Source organism: Mycobacterium sp. 1081908.1, assembly GCF_001673535.1.
GTDB lineage: Bacteria > Actinomycetota > Actinomycetes > Mycobacteriales > Mycobacteriaceae > Mycobacterium.
In genome coordinates this window covers 106901-124994 of the sequence record NZ_LZLY01000068.1, presented here as the reverse complement: position 1 = coordinate 124994, position 18094 = coordinate 106901, and the positions used below count along the sequence as shown (strand labels likewise).

17 protein-coding genes are annotated in these 18094 nt (G+C 66.8%); 8 read left to right on the top strand and 9 right to left on the bottom strand.

The annotated features are described in order from the left end of the window. The first annotated feature begins 189 nt into the window (after window positions 1-189). The 6 genes from A5655_RS09805 to A5655_RS09780 are packed head-to-tail and all read left to right on the top strand — an operon-like array spanning window position 190 to window position 7016. Window positions 190-1044 (top strand): enoyl-CoA hydratase, encoded by an 855-nt coding sequence (locus A5655_RS09805; protein WP_067009026.1) that lies wholly within the window; start codon window positions 190-192, stop codon window positions 1042-1044. A gap of 30 nt (window positions 1045-1074) precedes the next feature. Next, entirely contained in the window at window positions 1075-2277 is a 1203-nt protein-coding gene (locus A5655_RS09800; RefSeq protein ID WP_067009023.1) for an amidohydrolase family protein, read from the top strand. Window positions 2278-2299: 22 nt separating this feature from the next. After that, a complete protein-coding gene (locus A5655_RS09795; RefSeq protein WP_067008835.1) occupies window positions 2300-3919 on the top strand; it encodes an acyl-CoA synthetase in 1620 nt (539 codons plus the stop codon). Further along, entirely contained in the window at window positions 3916-4746 is an 831-nt protein-coding gene (locus A5655_RS09790; protein WP_067008832.1) for an amidohydrolase family protein, read from the top strand. Before A5655_RS09795 ends, A5655_RS09790 begins: the two co-directional genes overlap by 4 nt. 2 nt (window positions 4747-4748) lie before the next feature. Next, window positions 4749-5807, top strand: coding sequence for an acyl-CoA dehydrogenase family protein (locus A5655_RS09785; protein ID WP_067008829.1), 1059 nt, complete (start codon window positions 4749-4751; stop codon window positions 5805-5807). A gap of 18 nt (window positions 5808-5825) precedes the next feature. After that, window positions 5826-7016 (top strand): acyl-CoA dehydrogenase family protein, encoded by a 1191-nt coding sequence (locus A5655_RS09780; protein WP_067008826.1) that lies wholly within the window; start codon window positions 5826-5828, stop codon window positions 7014-7016. 58 nt (window positions 7017-7074) lie between these two features. Here A5655_RS09780 and A5655_RS09775 read toward each other — a convergent pair whose 3' ends face one another. The 3 genes from A5655_RS09775 to A5655_RS09765 form a co-directional block, all read right to left on the bottom strand. Then, entirely contained in the window at window positions 7075-8715 is a 1641-nt protein-coding gene (locus A5655_RS09775; RefSeq protein WP_067008823.1) for a cation acetate symporter, read from the bottom strand. Next, window positions 8712-9002 carry a DUF485 domain-containing protein gene (locus A5655_RS09770; protein ID WP_231999112.1) on the bottom strand — a complete coding sequence of 97 codons (291 nt, stop codon included), beginning with the start codon at window positions 9000-9002 and terminating at the stop codon, window positions 8712-8714. Before A5655_RS09770 ends, A5655_RS09775 begins: the two co-directional genes overlap by 4 nt. A gap of 209 nt (window positions 9003-9211) precedes the next feature. Then, window positions 9212-9925: an NAD(P)-dependent oxidoreductase gene (locus A5655_RS09765; protein WP_067008817.1), complete on the bottom strand. Its 714-nt coding sequence runs from the start codon at window positions 9923-9925 to the stop codon at window positions 9212-9214. Window positions 9926-10061: 136 nt separating this feature from the next. On the opposite strand from A5655_RS09765, the gene A5655_RS09760 reads away from it, so the two are divergent. Next, window positions 10062-10661 (top strand): class I SAM-dependent methyltransferase, encoded by a 600-nt coding sequence (locus A5655_RS09760; protein WP_067008814.1) that lies wholly within the window; start codon window positions 10062-10064, stop codon window positions 10659-10661. A gap of 75 nt (window positions 10662-10736) precedes the next feature. Here A5655_RS09760 and A5655_RS09755 read toward each other — a convergent pair whose 3' ends face one another. The 4 genes from A5655_RS09755 to A5655_RS09740 are packed head-to-tail and all read right to left on the bottom strand — an operon-like array spanning window position 10737 to window position 15148. After that, window positions 10737-11891, bottom strand: a complete 1155-nt coding sequence (locus A5655_RS09755; protein WP_156764798.1) for a thiolase family protein — start codon at window positions 11889-11891, stop codon at window positions 10737-10739. 20 nt (window positions 11892-11911) lie between these two features. Next, entirely contained in the window at window positions 11912-12718 is an 807-nt protein-coding gene (locus tag A5655_RS09750) for a thioesterase family protein (RefSeq protein WP_067008807.1), read from the bottom strand. Continuing rightward, window positions 12715-13929, bottom strand: coding sequence for a CaiB/BaiF CoA-transferase family protein (locus tag A5655_RS09745; RefSeq protein ID WP_067009020.1), 1215 nt, complete (start codon window positions 13927-13929; stop codon window positions 12715-12717). The genes A5655_RS09750 and A5655_RS09745 overlap by 4 nt, the downstream gene beginning before the upstream one ends. Before the next feature lie 22 nt (window positions 13930-13951). Next, window positions 13952-15148 carry a cytochrome P450 gene (locus A5655_RS09740; RefSeq protein ID WP_067008804.1) on the bottom strand — a complete coding sequence of 399 codons (1197 nt, stop codon included), beginning with the start codon at window positions 15146-15148 and terminating at the stop codon, window positions 13952-13954. Window positions 15149-15255: 107 nt separating this feature from the next. Between A5655_RS09740 and A5655_RS09735 the strand changes: the two genes are divergently transcribed. Continuing rightward, entirely contained in the window at window positions 15256-16755 is a 1500-nt protein-coding gene (locus tag A5655_RS09735) for a coniferyl aldehyde dehydrogenase (protein WP_082978579.1), read from the top strand. On the opposite strand, the gene A5655_RS09730 is transcribed toward A5655_RS09735, so the two are convergent. Next, on the bottom strand, window positions 16752-17600 hold the full coding sequence (locus A5655_RS09730; RefSeq protein ID WP_067008802.1) for an SDR family oxidoreductase: 849 nt from the start codon (window positions 17598-17600) through the stop codon (window positions 16752-16754). The two genes, A5655_RS09735 and A5655_RS09730, sit on opposite strands and share 4 nt — an antisense overlap. Further along, window positions 17593-18069 (bottom strand): SRPBCC family protein, encoded by a 477-nt coding sequence (locus A5655_RS09725; RefSeq protein ID WP_067008800.1) that lies wholly within the window; start codon window positions 18067-18069, stop codon window positions 17593-17595. The genes A5655_RS09730 and A5655_RS09725 overlap by 8 nt, the downstream gene beginning before the upstream one ends. Between the last annotated feature and the right edge of the window lie 25 nt (window positions 18070-18094).

The window sequence follows — 18094 nt, the reverse complement described above, 5'->3', positions numbered from 1 at the left end:
CGGAAAGCCAAGATCGCCAAGCACCTTCGGCCATCGGCCGGATGACAGTTCAGCGGCCGGAAAATCGCTGCTGGGCCGGGTTGCGGCCGGCCGCGGAGCCAGTTGTGGAATGCGCTACCGATAGGTATACAGTATGCGTACAAAGTCGGTGGGGATCCGGTAGGCAAGCGTGAGGAGGTGCCGCGGCAGATGTCCGGCAGCGACGGTGCTTCCGACGAAGCGGTGCTGTACGAGGCCACGGCGAGCGGCGTCGCGATCCTGACCTTCAACCGCCCAGATCGCCTGAACGCGTGGGGCCCCGACATCGCCGCCGGCTTTTACGCCGGGATCGACCGAGCCGAACAGGATACGGACGTCCGGGTGATCGTGGTGACCGGCCGCGGCAAGGGGTTCTGCGCCGGCGCGTATCTGGGCGCGCCGAGTTCGGCGCCCAGCTACGGCGAGAAGATGGAGAAGGCGGGTCAGACCGACCTCGCGGCGTTGGTCGGCGAGCGGCCACCCCATTTCGTGACCACCCTGCGCAAGCCCGTCGTCGCGGCGATCAACGGGGCCTGTGTCGGCATCGGCCTGACGCAAGCGCTCATGTGCGACGTCCGGTTCGCGGCCGCGGGCGCCAAATTCGCCGCCGTGTTCGCTCGCCGCGGACTGATCGCCGAATTCGGCATCTCCTGGATACTTCCGCGCCTCACCACGTGGGGAGTCGCCCTCGACCTGTTGTTGAGCGGGCGCACCTTCCTCGCGGAGGAGGCGGCCGAGCTGGGCCTCGTCAAGGAAGTCGTCGCGCCCGAAGATCTGCTGAGCCGTGCCTTGGCCTACGCGGAAGACATCGCGCGAAACTGCTCGCCGGCTTCGATGGCGGTGATCAAACGGCAGGTATACGGCGACGCCACTCGCGACGTCGTCGACGCCACGTCGCGTGCCGAGGTCCTGCTGCACGAGGCGATGCCGCGCCCGGACGTCATTGAGGGCATCACCAGCTTCCTCGAGAAGCGGCCGCCGCAATTTCCTCCCTTGCTTGGGAAGCTCACTCCAACCGACGCTTAAACACTGCCGGTGGCACCGGAAAGGAAGATCATGGCCGACTTGGATTACCAGGCGATCGACGTCGACAACCACTATTACGAACCGCTGGACGCTTTCACCCGCCACCTGGACAAGAAGTTCAAGCGCCGCGGGGTGCAGATGGTCAGCGACGGCAAGCGCACCTGGGCCGTGATCGGGGACCGCGTCAACCACTTCATCCCCAACGTCACCTTCGACCCGATCATCGTGCCGGGGTGCCTCGACCTGTTGTTCCGCGGCGAGATTCCCGAAGGTGTCGATCCGGCCTCGCTGATGAAAGTCGAGCGGCTGGCCGACCACCCCGAGTACCAGAACCGCGACGCGCGGATCACGGTGATGGACACCCAGGACATCGAAACGGTGTTCATGCTGCCGACGTTTGGCTGTGGTGTCGAGGAGGCGCTCAAGCACGACATCGACGCGACGATGGCTTCGGTACACGCATTCAACCTGTGGCTCGACGAGGACTGGGGCTTCGACCGGCCCGACCACCGAATCATTGCCGCGCCGATCATTTCACTGGCCGATCCGGCCAGGGCCGTTGAAGAGGTCGAGTTTGTGCTGGCGCGCGGCGCCAAGCTGGTGCTGGTGCGGCCGGCGCCGGTGCCCGGTGTGGTCAAGCCGAGGTCGCTGGGCGATCCCAGTCACGACCCGGTGTGGGCACGGCTGGCCGAGGCGGGCATACCGGTGGGCTTCCACCTCAGCGACAGCGGATATCTGCACATCGCCGCGCAGTGGGGAGGCAAGGCGACCTTCGAGGGCTTCGGGGAAAAGGATCCGCTGGACCAGGTGCTTCTTGACGACCGCGCCATCCACGACACGATGGCGTCGATGATCGTGCACGGCGTATTCACCCGGCACCCCACACTCCGGGCGGTCAGCATCGAGAACGGTTCGTACTTCGTCCACCGGCTGGTCAAACGCCTGAAGAAGGTGGCCAACAATTATCCGCGGCATTTCCCCGAGGATCCGGTGGAGCAGTTGCGCAACAACGTCTGGATCGCGCCGTACTACGAGGACGACCTGACCGAGCTGGCCAAGGTCATCGGCGTCGACAAGATCCTGTTCGGTTCCGACTGGCCGCACGGCGAAGGCCTCGAGTCGCCGGTGTCGTTCGCCGAAGAGCTCTCCGGATTCAGCGACTCCGATGTCCGGAAGATCATGCGCGACAACGCGCTAGACCTGCTCGGTGTCCAAGTCGGATCGGCCGCTTGATTATTCGAGGCTGGGTACGCTAGTGAGCGAATGGACCGTAGGCGCGGTTCTGGACGCCATCGCCGACGTCATCCCCGATCGTCTGATGACCGTCTGCGGAGACCGCCGAAGCACGTTTGCCGAATCGGCCCGACGGACCGACGATCTGGCGAATTACCTCAGCGGCAAGGGATTCGGGGCCCACGCCGAGCGCGAGACGCTCGAGCCCTGGGAATGCGGTCAGGACCGGGTCGCGCTCATCATGTACAACGACCTATACCCCGACATGGTGATCGGGTGCCTCAAGGCGCGCACCGTGCCGGTCAACGTCAACCACCACTACTCGCCGCGCGAAATCGCCGACCTGCTCGCCTATGTCCGCCCCCGGGGAATCATCTACCACCGCTCCCTGGGCGCTCGGTTCGCCGACGTCCTGCCCCCGGACGGCACGGAGCTGCTGGTTTCCATCGACGACGGAAGCGGCGCCCCGGAATTGCCCGGCGCCGTGTCGCTGGACGACGCCCTGGCGGCCGACGGTACGGACCTTCGCCCGGCGGGCTCGCCCGACGACCTGATCATGATGTGTACCGGCGGAACGACCGGACGCCCCAAGGGAGTGCTGTGGCGGCAGAGCGACATGTACGTCTCGTCGATGGTGGGCGCCGACCACGCGAGCGTCACCGAGATCCACGACAAGGTGCGCGGCGGCGGCCCGCCGTGGTTCGCCGTTTCGCCGCTGATGCACGCGGCCGGCATGTGGACGGCGTTCGCCGCGCTTTGCGCGGGCCTGACGGTCGTGCTCTATGACGACCGCAACAAGCTCGACGTCCGGTCGGTGTGGGAAACCGCCGAGCGCGAAAAGGTGGGCATGATGACGATGGTCGGCGACGCGTACGCCGGCCCGCTGATCGCCGAGCTGCGCGCCCATCGCTACGACTTGTCCTTTCTGAACGCCATCGGCACCGGCGGGGCCGCCACCAATGCGAAACACAAACGGGCACTGATGGAATGCCTGCCCCACATCACCATCATCGAAGGCTACGGGTCCTCGGAGAGCGGCAACATGGCCTTCGGGCACAGCCACGCCGGCACCGCGAGCGAAACCTTCGCGCCGCGGGAAGGCGCCACCGTCGTCTCCGCCGACCGGACCCGGTTCCTGCGGCCCGGGGACCACGAGGTCGGGTGGGCCGCCAGGACGGGCCGGATTCCGCTGGGGTACTTCAACGACGCCGAGGCCACCCGGCGCACCTTTCCCCAAATCGAAGGCCAGCGGGTGGTGATACCGGGTGACCGCGCATCCATTGAAAAGGACGGCACCATACGCCTTTTCGGCCGTGACTCGCTGGTGATCAACACCGGCGGCGAGAAGGTCTTCGTCGAAGAGGTCGAGGAAGTGCTGCGGGCACACCCGGGCATCGCCGACGCCCTGGTCGTCGGACGGCCCAGCGAGCGGTGGGGCCAGGAAGTCGTCGCGCTCGTCGCGCAACACCCGGGCGCCGACCTGAGCGCCGATGGGCGTGCCCTCTATACCTTCTGCACCTCGCAGCTGGCGCATTTCAAGGCGCCCAAGGCGTTCATCTTCGTGGAGCAGATCCAGCGTCTGGGCAACGGCAAGCCCAACTACCGATGGGCCCGAGAACAAGCCGAAGAGAAGGTGTCATGAACACCAAAGCGATTGACTGCCTGATCAACGTGCACTTCGGTGAGGCCGACTCCCAGCCGACCTGGATGCTCAAGGTTCGGGACGACTATTTCAAGGGCCCGGAATCGATGTTCGCGCCGGTCGATCTGTCCGAGCTGCTCGACGAGATGGACGGGCAGGGCGTGCAGCGGGCGATCCTGATGGACAATCTCGCCAGCCCGTCCACCACCGCGCGCAAGTTCATCGAGGCCAGGCCGGACCGGTTCGCCCTGGCGATGGGAGGCGTGAACCTGCTGCGCCCGGTGCGGTCGTTGCGCGAATTGACCGCCATCGTGGGCGATCTGCCGGTGGCGTATGCGGTTGTGGGACCGAGTTTTTGGGGCGACGGGCAGTACCCGCCCAGCGATGCCGTCTACTATCCGCTCTACGCGAAATGCGCGGAGCTGGACCTCCCGCTGTGCGTCAACACCGGCATCCCGGGCCCGCCGATTCCCGGAGAGGTGCAACATCCCATGCACCTGGATCGAGTATGCGTGCGGTTTCCCGAGCTGAGGCTGTGCATGATCCACGGCGCCGACCCGTGGTGGGACGTCGCGATCCGGTTGCTGCTCAAGTACGCCAACCTGCGCCTGATGACGTCGGCGTGGTCGCCCAAGCGGCTGCCGGAAAGCCTGCTGCACTACATGCGGACGCGGGGCCCGGACAAGGTGATCTACGCGTCGGACTGGCCGGTGCTGCGCATGCGCCGGGTGATACCCGAAGCCCGTGCGCTGGACCTGCCCCCCGAGGTGCTGGACAACTACCTCTACAACAACGCGCAGGAGTTTTTCTTCGGGAAGGAACGTTGACCATGGACCGCTTCGAACTGCGCAGACTCGACTACAGCCTGACCGAGGACCACGTGGATCTGCAGAACGCGTACAAGCAGTTCTTCAAGACCCACTGCTCGATCGAAACCGTGCGCGCCGCAGAACCATCCGGGTTCGACAAGAACCTGTGGGAGCGGCTGTGCGCGATGGGCGCCACCACCATGGCGCTGCCGGAGTCCGCCGGTGGCGACGGAGCGACGCTGGTCGACCTCACGCTGGTGGCCGAGGAGATCGGCCGGTCCCTGGCGCCGGTTCCGTGGATCGACCACGTGTGCGCCGCGCGGTTGCTCGCCCGCCTGGGCGGGCTGAGCGCCGACACCGCGGGGGTGGCCGATGGTGAACGGCTCGTGGGGCTCGACGCCCGCCTCGACGGGCCGGCGGGCGTCCGGCTGATCCCGACGGGCTCGATCGCCGACCACATCGTCGTCCGCGACGGCGATCAGGTCGTGCGGCTGACCTTCGGCACCCGGCCGGCCAAGGTCGACAACCTCGGCCGGTTGCCGATGGCCTGGGTGGACCCGGCCGCCGCGGACACCCGCACGGTCATCGGCGAAGGGCCCGACGCGGTGGCGAGTTACCAACGGGCCCTGGACGAATGGCGGCTGCTGACCGCGGCGGCCCTGGTGGGCCTGGTCGAGGAGACGATGACCATCGCCGCGGAGTTCGCCAAGACCCGCTACACGCTGGGCGTGCCGATCTCGACCCTGCAGGCCATCTCGCACCCGCTCGCCAACATGGCGATCACCGTTCAGGGCGGCCGCAACCTCGCCCGCCGCGCCGCCTGGTTCCTGGACAACGAACCCGACGAGCGACCCGAACTGGGGCCGTCGGCCTTCGTCTTCATGGCCGAGGAGGCCGCCAAGGCGGCGACGATGGCGGTGCACATCCAAGGCGGCCTTGGGGTTTCCTCCGAGGCCGCCGCCACGGCGTATCTGGTGCGCGCTCGCGGATGGCCGCTGGCCGGCGGCGACCCCGGCGCCACCGCCCTGCGCGTCGCCGAGATCGTCGCGGCCCGCGAGAGCACACCCCAGCCGGCTTAGGACAGGAGCGAAAAGACGATGGACTTCTCCCGAGTCGAGCTGTCCGAGGAAGACCAGGCCTTCCTCGAGGAGTCGCGGAACTTCCTGAGCACCCACATGACCGAGGAGGTCCGGCGTCGCGACCGCGAAACGGGCGACAACTTCGACGAGGGCCTGCACCTGAAGTTCGGCGCCGCAGGCTATTTGGCGGCCGAGTGGAAGTCGGAGTCCGAGGGCGGCTTCAGCCGGGTCCGGCGCCGCATCTGGGAGCAGGAGAAGCGGCGGGCCCATGTGCCCTGGGTGACGTGGGGGACCACCGCCATGGTGGCGCGCTCGGTGGCGAAGTTCGGGACACCGGAGGTGCGCGACGAGGTCCTGCCGAAGGTCTTCAGCGGCGAGGTCCGGCTCTGCCTGGGCTACACCGAGCCCGAGGGCGGCTCGGACGTCGCCACCTGCAAGACCCGCGCCGTTCGCGACGGCGACGCGTGGATCATCAACGGCTCCAAGATGTTCACCACCGGAGCGCACAACTGCCAGTACGTGTTTCTGATCACCAACACCGCCCCGGAGGCCCCGAAACACAAGAGCCTGACCATGTTTCTGGTTCCGCTGGATTCGCCGGGCATCGAGATCCAGGGCATCCGCACGGTGGACGGCGACCGGACCAACATCGTCTACTACAGCGACGTCCGGGTCGACGACAAGTACCGGCTGGGTGACGTGAACGCCGGCTGGACCGTGCTGCGCGAGCCGCTGAACGTCGAGCACGGTGCGGTCGCGGCGGCGCCAGACGGGCTCCAAGACACCTCGATCATGATGCACCAGGCCGGATCCCTGGCCGAGGCCGTCGACAATGCCGCCGCGTGCGTGACGAGGTCCGGCCCCGACGGGCGCCGCCTGATCGACGACAAGTCCGTCGCCTATCGCCTGGGCCGCAGCGCCGCCCGGCTGGAAGTCGCGCTGTCGTCCCCGAGCATCTTCGGCCGGGTCGCCATCGCGCAAACCATGCGGGACATCTCTCCGGATCTGATGGACATCCTCGGCACCGCGTCGACGCTGCCATACGGCACCGACGGCGCCGCCGACGACGGGAGCGCCGAGTACGCCTTCCGGTTCGCGCCCCTGGTGGGCATCTATGGCGGCACGCTCGAGGTGTTCCGCAACATGATCGGCCAGTACACGCTCGGTCTCGGCAAGCCGAATTACTCACCGCCGCTTCAAAAAACCTGAGTCGTATCGCGCCCAACGTGTAATCACGGCGGTCGCCGTCGGCGCGTCGTCGCCACCGCTACACGTTCGGCGAAAGCACACCCTGCTCGGCGCCGATGCCGGTGAGCGCGCGGACCTCCATCTCGGCGTTGCGCACCGGGTCGCCGCGATCGGGCGACGACAGCGTGCCGACGATGCCGAGGACGAACGCCAGTGGGATCGACAAGATTCCGGGGTTGGAAAGAGGGAACCAGGCGAAGTCCGCGCCGGGGATCATCGCGGTTTTCGCGCCGGACACCGCGGGGGAGAAGACGATCAACACGATGGTCGAGATGAGGCCGCCGTACATGCTCCACAGCGCGCCGCGGGTGTTGAACCGCTGCCAATAAAGCGAATACAGGATCGTCGGCAGGTTGGCCGAGGCCGCGACCGCGAACGCGAGCGCCACCAGGAAGGCGACGTTTTGGCCGTTGGCCAGGATCCCGAGCGCGATGCCGAAAATGCCGAGCACGATGGCGGTGATGCGGGACACCCGGACCTGTTCGCTCTCGGTCACCTTGTGCCGCTTGATCAGGCTGGCATAGATGTCGTGGGCGAACGACGTCGATGCCGTGATCGTCAGGCCCGCCACGACGGCGAGGATCGTGGCGAACGCCACCGCGGAAATGACGCCGAGCAGGACCACGCCGCCGAGATGGAACGCCAGCAGCGGCGCGGCCGAGTTTTGTCCGCCGGCGGCCTTGAGGATGCGGTCCGGTCCGACGATGGCGGCGGCGCCGTAGCCCAGCGCCAGTGTGAACAGATAGAAGGCGCCGATGAGGCCGATCGCCCAGACCACCGACCGGCGCGCTTCTTTCGCGTTGGGCACCGTGTAGAAGCGCATCAACACGTGGGGCAGGCCCGCGGTCCCCAGCACCAGCGCCAGGCCCAGCGACAGCAGGTTGATCTTGGACGTCGTCGACCCGCCGTATTGCGCGCCCGGGGCCAGCACGTTGCGGCTGGAAACACCCTTCGTGGTGGCGTGCGACACCGCCGACTGCGCAGAACCCAGGATGTCGGAGAAGTTCATGCCGTACTTCGCCAGCACCATCACCGTCATCGCCGCCGCACCGAGGATCAATAGGACGGCCTTGATGATCTGCACCCACGTGGTGCCCTTCATCCCGCCGACCAGGACGTAGACGATCATCAGGACGCCGACGACCGCGATGACGATCGACTCGCCAAGGCGCCCTTTGACATTCAGCAGCAGGGCAACCAAACCCCCGGCACCGGCCATCTGGGCGAGAAGGTAGAACAGGGACACCGTCAGCGTCGACACGGCCGCGACAAGGCGCACTGGGCGCTGCCTGAGCCGGAAGCTCAGCACGTCCGCCATCGTGAATTTCCCTGTGTTGCGGATGAGTTCGGCCACCAACAGCAGGGCCACCAACCAGGCCACCAGGAATCCGATCGAATAAAGGAACCCGTCATACCCGTAGACCGCGATCGCGCCGGCGATGCCGAGGAAGCTGGCCGCCGACAGATAGTCACCGGCGATGGCGATGCCGTTCTGCGGTCCCGAGAACGCCCGGTCGGCGGTGAAGAACTCAGTCGCGGTGGCGTTCCGCCGGCTGGCCCGGATCACCACATACAGGGTGATCAGGACGAAAACGGCGAAGATGGCGATGTTGGCGACGGGATTCCCGATCGTCTGCTGCCCGGCGGCCAGCAGCGTCATGATGCCTGGCCTTCGGCGCGAATGGCGGCGGCTCGCGGGTCAAGCTCCCGGTCGGCGAACCGCACGTAGAGCCCGGTGATGAGGAACGTCGTCAGGAATTGACCCAGCCCGATCAGCAGCCCGACGTTGATGTTTCCGAAGACCTTGGCCGCCATGAAGTCGTGCGCGAAGGCGCCCAACAAGACATAGGCGGCGTACCAGGCGAGGAAGAGCGCCGTCATCGGGAACACGAAACGGCGTAGCCGGCGCCGAAGTTCGGCGAACTCGGGGCTCGCCTGAATGGTCACGAACCGCTCATCGGCGGCTAGCGGGACGTCCCCGGGTGGAAATTCGGTAGTGGACAACGCAGCTCCTGACCTCGAGTTCGAGCAGGCATTTCGGCGTTAGCCTACGAGCAAACCCGATGACAACAGCAGTGCGATTTCCGCCTGAGAATTTAAATTAACCCCGGCGTCGCCGCGCGGGCACCTGGCGGCAACCGGATCAACGGCAACTGTTAAGCCGGCACCTCGCGCGGTGCGTCACTCTTGAACGCCTCGCGCCGGACCATCTCCCACACCGTCGGCGTCTGCTCGGTCGTCGAGACGACGACGGTCTTCCGCCCCGCCGCACCGTCCTGGGCGAGCTGGACGAGGTAGTCCGCCAGATCGGCGCGTGCGGTGAACGCGCCCACCGGTTCGAGCTCTCCCGCAACGTAATTCGTAACCCGCGGCAGGTCGAACAAGCCCGACGGACGCACGATCGTCCAGTCCAGGCGGCTCTCCCGGACAAGTGTCTCCATCCGCCGGATGTCCTGGTAGACCGTCTTGCCGATGGTGCGGGCGATGATCGGCTCGAACAGCCGTAGCGGCAGCGGCGCCTGGCGCCGGCCGCGGGCAGGGTGGGCGCCGGTTGAGCTCACGACGACAAGCCGGTTGACGCCCGAGTCGCGCATGGCGTTCACGACGTTGCGGGTGCCGACGGAATACGTGTCGACGGGTTGGCGCGTGAACGGCACCCCGAGCGTCGACAGCACGGCGTCGGCGCGGGCGACGATCCCGGCGAGGCCGTCGCACCGCGCGTCGGCGCCCGCGACCGTCAGCCGCGCATCGGAGATGGGAAACTTGTCGGGCCGCCGGGTCACCGCCACGGCCGAGTGGCCGGCGTCCAGCACCCGACGCGTCAGCAGCCGTCCGGTCGCTCCATTGGCGCCAAAGATCACGATTCTCATGAGAACTCCTCCCGTTCGCCACTACGACGAAGCGGGCCGGCCGAAAGTTACCGGGGGTTCGCGTCACTCGACGTGCGCTCGGTGCGAGGTCTTTGCAACCTATTGCAATCCGGCTTAGTAAGGGTACCCTAACTTCATGACGGATACATTGTTGGGCGCGCTGAGGCGCAAGCAGCGCGAGGTGCACTCTCCCTTCCCGCACCAAGCGGCCATCATGCTGAACAACCCACTACGCCGGGTCATGATGAAACCGGCCGGCATCATCGAGCGTCTCGGCCTGAACGGCACAGAGCGCGTCCTCGAAATTGGGCCGGGCCCGGGCTTTTTCAGCGTGGAGATCGCGAAGCGACTCGACGCGGGAAAGCTGGATCTTTTCGACGTCCAGCCGGAAATGCTCGAGAAAGCCGAGCGGCAGCTCGTGCGGGCCGGCTTCCATGACGTCGGCTTCACGGCCGGTGAGGCGGGTGATGGACTCCCCTTCCCAAATGGCACCTTCGACGTCGCCTTCCTAGCCGCGGTGATCGGAGAGGTGCCCGACCCGCGGGCGTGTCTCCGATCGCTGCGCAGCGTCCTGAAACCGGGTGGGCGACTGGTCTTTCTGGAGATGTTCCCCGACCCCGACCGGCTCAGCGTCCGGCAGCTGCGCGAACTGGCCGAACCCGAGGGCTTCGCGTTCGTCGAATCGGAGGGGAACCGCTGGAAGCAGATCGTGTCCTTCCGCAGCGACCTCGCGTAAGGGTCAACCCTTGCGGGAGCCGACATGGAAACGCCCAAAACCTCGGCGCGCCATGCGGTTCTGTGCCTGCCGAGCTCAGGTGGTCAGGATGGTTGCCGCGGCGGTGCCGGGGGCGCCGTATAACTGGGTGAACCCGACCCTGGGGCCACCGGGGACCTGACGATCGCCCGCCTCGCCGCGGAGCTGGCGGACGATCTCGTGGATCTGGCGCAGCCCGGAGGCGCCGATCGGCTCGCCGTTGGCGATCAGCCCGCCATCGGTGTTAACCGGCATCGGGCCGCCGATCTCGGTGGCGCCGTCGGCCAACAGCTTCTCCTGATCCCCGTCCGCGCAGAACCCGCACTCGGCCATGTGAATGATTTCGGCGCCCGCGTCGGTGTCCTGCAGCTGGATCACGTCGACGTCGGCGGGGGCGACGCCCGCCTTTTCGAACGCGGTTCGCGCGGCGTACACCGTCGGCGCCACGTCCTCGTCCACCGGCGCGAAGGTGGTGTTGACCTCGTAGGCCCCGTAGCGGCGGGTGCGCACCTCGACCGCCCGCAGGTAGATGGGCTTGGAGGTGTAGCGGTGCGCGATATCGGCCCTGCACATCACCGCGGCCGCGGCGCCCTCGTCGGGCGCGCAGAACATGTACTGGGTCAGCGGGTAGTTCAGGACCGGCGATTCGAGAATGTTCTCTTCGGAGATCGGCTTACGGCGAAACGCGTTGGGGTTCAACGCCCCGTTACGGAAATTCTTGGCGGCGACCTTGGCCAGTGTCTGCTGAGAGATGTTGTGCTCATGCAGGTAGCGGTTCGCCTTCATGCCGAAGAACTGGGTGGTCAGGTATTGCCCGTTCTCGGCGTACCACCTCGGCATCCCCACCAGCGCCGGGTCTTCGGTGAACGCCCCGCGCGGGTGCTTGTCCAGGCCGATGGCGATGCCGATGTCGTAGTCGCCCAACCGGATCCCGTCGGCACAGGCCTTGACCGCGCTGGCCGCCGTCGCGCAGGCGTTGAACACGTTGGTGAACGGGATGCCGGTAAGGCCGACCATGCCGACGATGGCGTCCGGGTTTGCCACCGTCCAGCTGCCGCCGGTGGCGAACTGGACGTCCTTCCATTCGATGCCGGCGTCGGCGACCGCGGCAAAGATCGCGTCGACACCCATCTGCATTGCCGACTTGCCCTCGAAGCGGCCGAACGGGTGCAGACCGACCCCGATGATGGCTACGTCGTTCGTCACCTGTATCTCCTTGTCTTCAGGCGGCCCTAACGGCGGCGCACCAGCTGAGCCTGCTGCAGCACCGCCACCGCTCCGTGTTCGTCGAACAGCGTGGCGACCGAGACACCCACTCCGTCTCGGCCGTAATGATTTTCGGCGCGAACGCCGATCCATTCGCCTTCGGGCACGCGGTGGATGTGCACCGTGAGATCGGTGTTGAGGAACAGCCATTCGGCGACGCTGAGCCGGCTGCCCATGCCGTTGGCGATGTCGGCCACCGCGAACAGGCGCTGCATTGGCGTCATCTCTTCGCCCGTGACGAGGTCGACGACCGGTCGGGCCCAACACTCCCCGGGCACGTCGTTGAGGATGTCGTTCAGCCAGCGCCAATCCAGGCTCTGGATGTAGGTCTGGTTCGCGTCACTGTCGGGCCGACGGGGGCGCCCCTCGGCGAGCGGTCGCAGCGGGGGAGTGGGTGTGAAAAACAACTCCGCCGCGTCGCCCTCCTGAAAACGCCAGGCGATCGCGGTGGCGACCGGGCGCGGCCGCCCGTCGGGCCCCGGCGCCAGCATCTGGGCGTTGAGCAACTCGATCTTGGTTCCCGGGCGCTCGACTTGGGCGCGCACCCACAGCGGCCCGTCAACCGGGACCGGCCCGAGCAGGTCGACGACGACGCGGCTCAACCGGGCGTCGTCGCGCGGCGAGCAGCGCTCCAGGGCGCGCACCAGCAGCGCCGAGACCGGCGCCGCGTTCTGCATCGTCGGCGACCACGTGCTGATGACGTGATCCGACGCGCTGAACCGCTCACCCAGTGGATCGTCCGGATCGGCCAGCTCGTAGTAGGCGTCGGTCAAGCGATTGCCCCCGCGTCCTTGAGTTCGGCGATGCGGTCCCAGTCCATGCCCAGCTCCATCAAGACGATCTCGGTGTGCTCGGAGGCTTGCGGCGCACGGGTCGTCACCAGCGGCTCGTGGTTGAACTGGACGGGGCCACGCACGACGCGGAACGGCTTTCCGCCGCTTGCCACTTCGACCTCGGCGATCATGTCGTTGGCGATGGCCTGCTCGTCGTCGGCGAGGTCGAGGAGGCTCTGAAACGGGGCCCACTGACCCTTCATCGTCTTCAGGTGCTGGCGCCAGTACGCAAAAGGCTTGGCGGCGAAGGCCTTCGCGATCAGCTCGGCGGCGGCGTCGGCGTTCTGGATCAGCGGGAGCACCTCGGAGAAGCGGGGATCGTCGGCGGCCTCGGGGATGCCGAGGTGCTCGAAGGTGTCCCGAATGATGCCCGTCGGGCTGATGATGCACAGGTTGATCGTCCCGCCGTCGGAGGTTTCGTAGTTACCCATGAAGGGATTCACCGACGGCGCGAGGGAACCCGGCATGGACGTTCGCATCACCTCTCCGGTCTCCATGCCCTGCGTCACGCTGGCGCCCGCGGCCCACCACGCCGTGCTCAGCAACGACACATCCAATTCGACAGCCTCGCCAGTGCGCTCGCGATGCAGCAACGCGGCCGAGATGCCGCCGGCGATGAACATGCCGCCGATGGAGTCGCCGAACGCCGGAATGCCTTGTCCCAGCGCGCCCCCCAGCTCCTCGGGCGTCAGCGCGTACCCCACGCCGCTGCGCGTCCAGAACGCAGTCCCGTCGTAGCCGCCGACGTCGCGCTCGGGCCCCTTGTCGCCGTAGGCCGAACCGCGGGCGTACACGATGTTCGGGTTGACCGCGCGGATGTGCTCCACGTCGAACTTGTGCTTCTGCCGCTGTGCCGGCATGTAGTTGGTCAGGAACACGTCGGACGTCTTGGCCAGTTCGTAGATCACTTCCTGGCCGCCCGGCGTCGAAACATCGATCCCGACGCTGCGCTTGCCCCGGTTGGGATGCTCCATCAGCGGGTGCCGATTCGGGTCGACCTGGATGCCGCCCATGTTGAGGAAGCCGCGCTGGGTGTCGCCGCGCATCGGGTGCTCGACCTTGATGACGTCCGCGCCCCAGTCGGCGAGGATCGCCCCCGCCGCCGGGACGAACGTGAACTGCGCAAGCTCGAGGACCCGAAAGCCCTCCATCACCTTGATCATTTTGGGGACCCTACTTCGCCTCGAATGTCACCGGAAGGGCAGTCGGGGAACGGAAGGGCTGGCCGTGGATGTGCGGATCGTCGTCGGTCAGCAGGGTGAAGTTGGTCAACCGATCCAGCAGGCAGCCGACCGCGACGCGGGTTTCCAGCCGCGCCAGGTGCAGGCCCAGGCAGGTGTGCTCACCCGCGGCGAAGGAGATGTGCGGCACGTGCTTGCGGAAGATGTCGAATTCCTCCGAACGCTCCCAACGTCGCTCGTCGCGGTTCGCCGAACCGATGCACACGCCGACCACGGCGCGCGCCGGGATCTCGACGCCCTCGAGCTCGGTGTCCTCCGTCGCGAACCGCTGCACCGTGGTCAGCGGCGTCTCGTAGCGCAGCCCCTCCTCGATTGCCTGTGGCAGCAACTCGCGGTCGGCTTGCACCGCCGCGAACTGATCCGGATGGGTCAGCAGCAGATACAACAGGTTGCCCGATGACCGGTACGTGGTCTCCAGCCCGGCGGGCAGCAGCAGGCGCAAGAAGGAGTAAATCGCCTCGTCGCTGAGCTTTTCGCCGTCGATCTCGGCGGTGACCAGGTCACCGATGATGTCCTCGGTGGGCTTGGACTTGCGCTGCTCGATCTGCTCGACGAAGTAATCCTTCAGCGCCGCCGACGCCTCGAACGCCTGCTCGTAGTTGACGTGGTAGCTGATCAACGCGACCGCGTGCTTGCGAAACATCGGCAGGTCCTCGGCCGGCAAGCCCAGCAGTTGGGCGATGACGCGGGTGGGGAATTCGAAGGTGAATTGCCGGACCAGGTCGGCTTCGCCGGTTTCGATGAACTCGTCGATCAACGCGTTGCAGATCGGCCGCACGATGGTGGGCTCCCAGCGGGCAAGGGCTTTGGACTTGAACGCCGCGGACACCAGGTTGCGGTGGTCGCGATGCTTCTTTCCCTCCATCGCCAGGATGGTCGGCCCCATGAAGAGGCCGATCGTCTTGTCGTACGGAGCGGAGCTGAACACCCGGCCGTCGCGGAAAACCGTGTTCACCGCGTCGAACGACACCGCGGAATATTCGCGCTTGGGCCGCAGCGACTCGGGCGTCTTGGAGTAGTCCATGACCGTGCCGTGGAACGCACCGGCCTGCCGCCGCTTATGAGCGAAGAACGGGTAGGGGTCACGCAGGCTGACGGTCTCGTCACTCGTCTGAACGTTGGTCGTCACCTAGATCTCCAGCATCTTCAGCAGGAACAGGCTGTCCTTGCGTAAGATCGTACTGTAATTATTACAGTAGACAATATGGGGCACGGTCGTCTGTATCGGAGTCACTCATGAGCACACTCGATGAACGTGCTGACAGCGCGGTCCACCAGCGGCGGGCGGCGCTGACCGCGGTTCTGGACCGGCAGCGAGAATCCTTCGTGGCCGACGGGCCGCCCGGTGTTGCCACCAGACGTAACCGCATCGACCGGCTGATGGCCCTCGTGCTCGACAACACGGACGCGTTTGTCGACGCGATGGCCGCCGATTTCGGCACCCGATCGCGGGCCGCGACGCTGTTCACCGAGGTCATCGGAATGATCTCGGTCATTGAGCACACGAGATCGCATGTCGCCCAATGGATGCGGGCGACCAAGCTGATGCGCGCCGCGCGGGTGGCCGGGCTGCGCGCCGAGGTCCAACCCTCCCCGCTCGGGGTCGTCGGGATCATCGGGCCCTGGAACTTCCCGCTCAACCTCGTGGTCCTGCCCGCGGCGACCGCGTTCGCCGCCGGCAATCGCGTGATGATCAAGATGTCGGAGGTCACCCCCCGCACCGCCGAGCTGATGAAGGCGACGGCGCCGAAATATTTCGATCCGGCCGAACTCGACGTGGTCACCGGCGGCCCCGACGTGGCGGCCACGTTCGCCTCGCTGCCCTTCGACCACCTGTTCTTCACCGGCTCGCCGTCGGTCGGGGCGCTCGTGCAGCGGGCGGCCGCGGACAACCTGGTTCCGGTGACCCTGGAGCTCGGCGGCAAGAATCCCGTGGTCGTCGCGCCCGGCGCCGACGTCGATCGATCGGCGACCCGGATCGCGCGGGCCCGCATGGTCAACGGGGGACAGGTATGCGTGTGTCCCGACTACGTTTTCGTGCCCGACGCCCAGCTGGACGCCTTCCTGGACACGGCGCGGCGCACGCTGCATGACATGTTCGGAAGCATTGTCTCCAACGCCGACTACTGTTCGAGCGTCAACCAGGCCAACTTCGAGCGGGTCGTCGGCCTGATCGAGGACGCGCGGGCCAACGGCGCGATGGTGGAAACCATTGCGCCGAAGGGGGAGTCATTGCCGGACCGCGCCACCCGCAAGATCGCGCCCACCATCGTGCGCGACGTCGACGACCGCATGAAGATCGCCGCCGAGGAAATCTTCGGGCCGGTCCTAGTCGTCAAGGGGTATTCCCGTCTGGACGACGCCATCGACTACATCAACCGGCGCCCAGCGCCGCTCGTCGCGTATTGGTATGGGCCCGATGACGCCGACTTCCGCACCTTCGTGCGCAACACCCGCAGCGGCGGGGTGGCCCGCAACGACTTTGCCGCGCAAATGATTCCGTCGGCGGCGCCGTTCGGCGGTGTGGGCCGCAGCGGGATGGGCGCCTACCACGGCAAGGCCGGCTTCGACACGTTCAGCCACCACCGCACGGTGGTGGGAAACGATCTGCCGTTCAGCATCACCGGAACCGCGGCCCCGCCGTTCGGGAAATCACTGCTGCTGTACGCCAATGCAATGATGCGCATGACCCGGGCCCGCACCCACCGCCGGCTTAGGGGCCACCCGCGGGGCTAGCTGTTCTGACCACGGAGGTTGGTGAGCCTCGCCGCCCGGCCCAGCAGCCCGACATATCCTGCACCGAGGAGTCGGGGCATCGCGGCCATGACGCGCCCGTCGGGCCCGATGAGAATCCTGGCGCGGTTTCTGTCGGCTCCGCGGAGGATGACCTGCGCCGCCTTTTCGGGAGACGTCAGTGCGGCTCGCGCGAAGAGTTTGGCCGCCTGGTCGGGATCCTCGGTATCCGCGGTGCGCATGTTCGTCCCGAAGTTGGTGCGCACGACGCCCGGGTGCACGCAATGCACTGTGACGGGCCGGCGTTCGATGATCATCTCCTGACGCAGCGCCTCGGTGAACCCGCGCACCGCGAATTTCGAAGTGCTGTATGCGCCTTGGTACGGCACGGCGATCAGGCCGAAGGCGCTGGACAGGTTGACCAACCGCGCCGGGCGCCGTTGGGTACCCGATTCGATGAGCTGCGGCAGGAAGGCCTTGGTCCCGTTGACGACACCACCGATGTTGATGCCGACGAGCCAGTCGAAGTCCTTCCAGGACATGTCCGCGACGCCGGCGAACAGGTCAACCCCGGCGTTATTGAACAACATTGACGCGGGTCCCAGGTCCCGTCGCACGTCTTCGGCGTGTGCCAGCACGGCGTCGCGGTCGGCGATGTCGAGCTCATACGTCGTGACGCTGCCGGGCGGACAGGCGGCCTGGGTTTCAGCCACGCCGTCCCGATTGATGTCGGACGCCGCGACGTGCGCGCCATTGCGGGTGAGCGCGAGCGTCAGCGCGCGCCCGATGCCGGAGCCGGCGCCGCTGACTACGGCGACCCGGTCTTGGTATTTCGTTTCCTCAGGCATTGACGCCCGCCTCGACGATCGCGCGGATCCGGTTCACCGAGACCTCGAGGTTCTGCTGCAGGTCGGCACGGCGATCCCGGACGAACAGGAAGAGGCGCTCGAAGACCACCACGCCGAACGGCAGCGGAACACACATTCGGATCTCCTCGGTGAGCAGCGTCGTACCGGCCGTGGAACCCGGCTCGATGAGGTACGTCCATTGCGTCCAGTCGCCTCCCATGGCCTGGACGACGAACGAAAACTTGTGTCCCGGCCACGCTTCGACCACGTTCGCGACGGTCCGCCACCGACCCAACCGACGGCGGTTCCAGGCGCGAAACCGGTCCGGAGCCAGCCATTCCGCGCGCCTGGTCTCCGGGCTCCACTCCGGGATCCGTGTGACGTCCGAGACGACCGCGTAAACCTGGTCCGCCGAGGCCCGCACCTCGGCCGAGGCCGTCAATGTCTCGTCTTTCTGCAGCAACGACATGCCGTATCCCTTTTGTTGAATGCCC